Genomic DNA, 3,791 nt, shown 5'->3' with positions numbered 1-3,791 from the left:
TCTACTATAAGGGGAGCATATCAATTCAGGTAGCTTTACATGATTATGCTAATTTGGACTTTGCGGTCTCAACGAGTACTGCAAATGCCTTTGGATCGTGGATTGCGATTTCAGAAAGCATCTTTCTGTTGATGTCGATTCCAGCAATCTTCAGACCGTTCATCAGTCTGGAGTAGCTTAGGCCGTTCATTCTAGCAGCTGCATTGATTCTAGCGATCCACAGTCTTCTGAAATCTCTCTTCTTCAGCTTTCTGCCGATGTAGGAATTTCTCTGAGCTCTGATTACTGTTTCATTTGCTGTCTTGAACAGCTTGCTCTTTGCACCGTAGTATCCCTTTGCAAGCTTCAGTACTTTTTTATGATTCTTACGAGCGTTTAAGGCTCTTTTAACTCTTGCCATTTTTAATCCTCCTGTATCCTTCTAATTATAGGTATGGTAGCAACTTTCTCATTGCCTTTTCTTGTGTTGTAGAAACATACCCGGTCTTTCTAAGATTTCTCTTTCTCTTGGAAGACTTCTTAGTAAGGATATGACTTCTGAAAGCTTTTCCTCTCTTAAGCTTTCCACTTCCAGTTTTTCTGAATCTCTTGGCAGCGCCTCTATGGGTTTTCATTTTTGGCATCGTTTCTTCCTCCTAAAGTTTGTTACTTCTTTGGAGTCAGTATCATGATCATGTTACGACCTTCCATTTTGGCAGGCTTTTCGATCGTACCGACATCCTCTAATTTTGATGCGAAATTATTCAGGATCTTGTATCCATTTTCTGCGTAGGCGGCTTCGCGGCCTCTAAACCTCACAGTAACCTTCACCTTGTCTCCGTCTGTCAGGAACTCCCGTGCCTTGTTTGCTTTGATTGTGATATCATGCTCTTCGGTCTTAGGGCTGAATCGGATTTCTTTTAGGGTGATGATCTTCTGATTCTTTTTGGCCTCTTTTTCTTTCTTGGCCTGTTCGTATGTAAACTTATGGTAATCCATAATCTTGCATACAGGTGGCTTAGCTGTAGGAGCGATCATAACGAGATCAAGGTTCTGATCTTCTGCCATTTTCAAGGCATCTCTGGATGAGACGATTCCCAGCTGTTCACCTTCACTTGAAATAAGTCTCACTTCTTTTTCTCTTATTTCGTGATTGATTGGGTTGTTTTGTTTAATAATTTTCACCTCCGGAATTCAACATGCCTTTTCTAACGCAAGACGTTAAAAAAGGACGGCATAAACCGTCCTCAAATTCACTAAAGAATGAATTGTGACCATACAACGCGAGTCGTAGGGTGAGAAACGGTGGTTTCTACTTGTACCAAACTATTATAACATAATCAGATAGTCTGTCAACTACCTGAAAATAATTTTTGTACTCTCCCATCATACCGGATATAACTTGCGCTGACAAGGTTTTAAATAAAGAAAATTATCTAGCGGGGTTTTTTTCTTTTAGGAAGGTGAAGGTAAAGACGGTTCCCTCCCCTTTACGGCTTTCCACATCGATGGACACCTGATGTCTCAAAGCAATTTCATTGACAATGGAAAGACCCAGGCCGGTTCCTTTCAGGTTCTCTGATGTAGAGGTCTGAAAGAACTTATCGAAAATATGCGCTTTTACCTTCTCTTCCATACCGATACCATAGTCCCTGATTTTCACCACTGTTTTCGTTGCTTGGTCTATGACCTCTATGTCAATGGAGCTTCGTTTCGGTGAGAATTTTATAGCATTATCAAGGACAGCCATGAACATTTGGCGAAGTCTTCCATAGTCTCCTGAAAATGGTATAAAGGCATATGGATTTGCAAGACTCAGACTGATCTCTTTGTCCGCACTTACGAGCTTCATGGCATCCACGCCATCAGAAAGGACTTCGGAAAGATTGAGAAGTTCTTTGCTGATCTTAAAATCCGGATTCTGAAGCTTTGTGAGACTGAGAAGATCATCCACAAGTCTCTGAAGAGAAAGTACTTCCTGAAACATCTGATCCTGGTACTGCTTCTTCTGCTCTTCATCTTCAATGATTCCGTCCTTTAATGCTTCAAGGGAGCCTCGCAGCACAGTAACAGGAGTTCTCAACTCGTGGGAGACACTGGCAATAAAGTCCCGTCTGCTCTGTTCCAGTCTACTGCTTTCCCTGGATGCTTCATCAAGCCGAAGGGCCAATTGGTCTACAGTTTTCGCAAGATCTCCGATCTCATCATTTTGAATCACCTGTGTGCGGGTGGAATAGTCCCCTTCGGAAAGCTTATAAGCTGCCTTATTGATCTTTTTGATGGGTGCTATGAACTTTAATGAGAAAAGTGTACCTAAGAGAATCGCCAGGACCAAAGCAATGGCCGCTGAAATAAAAAGGATATTCAGTCCGCTTAGGATCGAGGAGTCAATATTGTTCACAGGAGCATGAAGCAGCACAGCTCCGATAACCTCTTTATCATCATCAAGAATGGGTACCCCTACTGTCAGGCTTTTTATACCAATAAAGTCACTGAAAGTCTCGCTGAAAGAAGTGCTGCCAGAAAGTGCTTTTTCAATGATTTCATTAGCAGTGGGCGGAAGCTCTTGGGATTCGATCTCCAGTCCCTTTGATTCATAGATGACAGAAGCATTCTGGTCCACAATCCATACATTACCCATGGCAACCTGCTCCAGCCCTCTCAAATATGGCATATATCCCTTCATGCCGTTCATACCCATGCCCATACCACCCATACCCATGGAACCTGAACTCGTAGAGGAGTTCAAAAATTCTGTGAGATTGGAAGCGATGGCTTCCGCTCGTATCTTTAGATCCTCCTGATGGTATTCTAAAGTATGTTCGGAAAAAAGGCGCGCAAACACAACACTCATGAGTACTGAAAAGAGAAGGAGCAAAGAAACGATAAAAAGAACCAGTTTTCTTGTGATTTTATAGTTCATGTTCCACCTCAAATTTGTAACCCATACCCCAAACCGTCTTTATTTCCCAGTTCGGATGATGATAGCTGTCCAGTTTTGCACGGAGTCTTTTGATGTGAGAATCTACAGTCCTAGCATCTCCGAAGTAATCATAGCCCCACAAACTGTTTAAAAGGTTATCCCTGGTAAAAAGTTTGTTGGGGTTCTTTGCCATGGTATAAAGGATCTCTATCTCTTTTTTTGTGAGTGATACGGATTCAGCCTCAATCAGTACAGTAAACTCCTCAATATTTATGGTGAGATTGTCATAGATTAAGATATTTTTATCTTGGCTTTCTTTTGGATCAGGTGAAATCCTTCTAAGAATAGCACGGATTCTTGCCATGACTTCTCCTGGGGAAAAAGGCTTCACGATATAATCATCAGCCCCCATATCAAGTCCCATGATGCGTTCAAAGTCCTCTCCTCTGGCGGTGACCATTATGATGGGGACAGAAGATGTTTTCCTGATCTCTCTGCATACCTGAAAACCATCCATCTCCGGCATCATAACATCAAGAAGCACCAGATCAAACGTATTCCTACTGAACAAACTTAACGCTTCTTTGCCATCGTTGGCGATCATTACAGTATATCCTTCTTTTTTTGCATAATCGCTTAGTATTGATGTGATTTGTTTATGGTCGTCTGCGATGAGCAGGTTCATGACACTCATTCCTTTCTGTTTTCTATTCAGTTCAATAATAACATTTTAGCGAAGAGATATGTTTTTTTTGTGATGATTCAGACTGTGGGGTAAAAGAGAAACACAAAAAATGCTATCTTAAGACAAACTTTCAACACAATTGCGCTGTATAGTAACCTCATAAAACAAATTTGGAGGGTTTAAGGTTGAAAATGTATAAGTTAA

General features: G+C 41.4%; 5 protein-coding genes and 1 other annotated feature. All 5 genes read right to left on the bottom strand.

Going from position 1 to position 3,791, the window contains the following annotated elements; genetic code table 11:
• Window positions 1-43 precede the first annotated feature (43 nt).
• Window positions 44-400, bottom strand: a complete 357-nt coding sequence (gene rplT / locus DEF30_RS03890) for a 50S ribosomal protein L20 (RefSeq protein ID WP_031576110.1) — start codon at window positions 398-400, stop codon at window positions 44-46.
• A 25-nt stretch (window positions 401-425) separates the two neighbouring features.
• Window positions 426-623: a 50S ribosomal protein L35 gene (rpmI, locus tag DEF30_RS03885; protein WP_031576107.1), complete on the bottom strand. Its 198-nt coding sequence runs from the start codon at window positions 621-623 to the stop codon at window positions 426-428.
• 22 nt (window positions 624-645) lie between these two features.
• Window positions 646-1,164 (bottom strand): translation initiation factor IF-3, encoded by a 519-nt coding sequence (gene infC, locus DEF30_RS03880; RefSeq protein ID WP_294096699.1) that lies wholly within the window; start codon window positions 1,162-1,164, stop codon window positions 646-648.
• A gap of 32 nt (window positions 1,165-1,196) precedes the next feature.
• Window positions 1,197-1,303: a sequence feature (ribosomal protein L20 leader region), on the bottom strand.
• Between the two features lie 108 nt (window positions 1,304-1,411).
• Window positions 1,412-2,902 (bottom strand): HAMP domain-containing sensor histidine kinase, encoded by a 1,491-nt coding sequence (locus DEF30_RS03875; RefSeq protein WP_294096697.1) that lies wholly within the window; start codon window positions 2,900-2,902, stop codon window positions 1,412-1,414.
• The gene (locus tag DEF30_RS03870; RefSeq protein ID WP_294096695.1) at window positions 2,892-3,587 is read right to left on the bottom strand and encodes a response regulator transcription factor; all 696 of its coding nucleotides are present in this window, start codon (window positions 3,585-3,587) and stop codon (window positions 2,892-2,894) included. Before DEF30_RS03870 ends, DEF30_RS03875 begins: the two co-directional genes overlap by 11 nt.
• Between the last annotated feature and the right edge of the window lie 204 nt (window positions 3,588-3,791).

This window comes from Proteiniclasticum sp. (genome assembly GCF_003514505.1).
Lineage (GTDB): Bacteria > Bacillota > Clostridia > Clostridiales > Clostridiaceae > Proteiniclasticum.
This window is presented reverse-complemented; position numbering and strand designations above follow the sequence as displayed.

Bases quoted from the DNA above. Each gene is read 5' to 3' on its own strand.
- DEF30_RS03875 (WP_294096697.1), bottom strand. From the start codon at position 2,902: ATGAACTATAAAATCACAAGAAAACTGGTTCTTTTTATCGTTTCTTTG.
- rpmI (WP_031576107.1), bottom strand. From the start codon at position 623: ATGCCAAAAATGAAAACCCATAGAGGCGCTGCCAAGAGATTCAGAAAA.
- DEF30_RS03870 (WP_294096695.1), bottom strand. From the start codon at position 3,587: ATGAACCTGCTCATCGCAGACGACCATAAACAAATCACATCAATACTA.
- rplT (WP_031576110.1), bottom strand. From the start codon at position 400: ATGGCAAGAGTTAAAAGAGCCTTAAACGCTCGTAAGAATCATAAAAAA.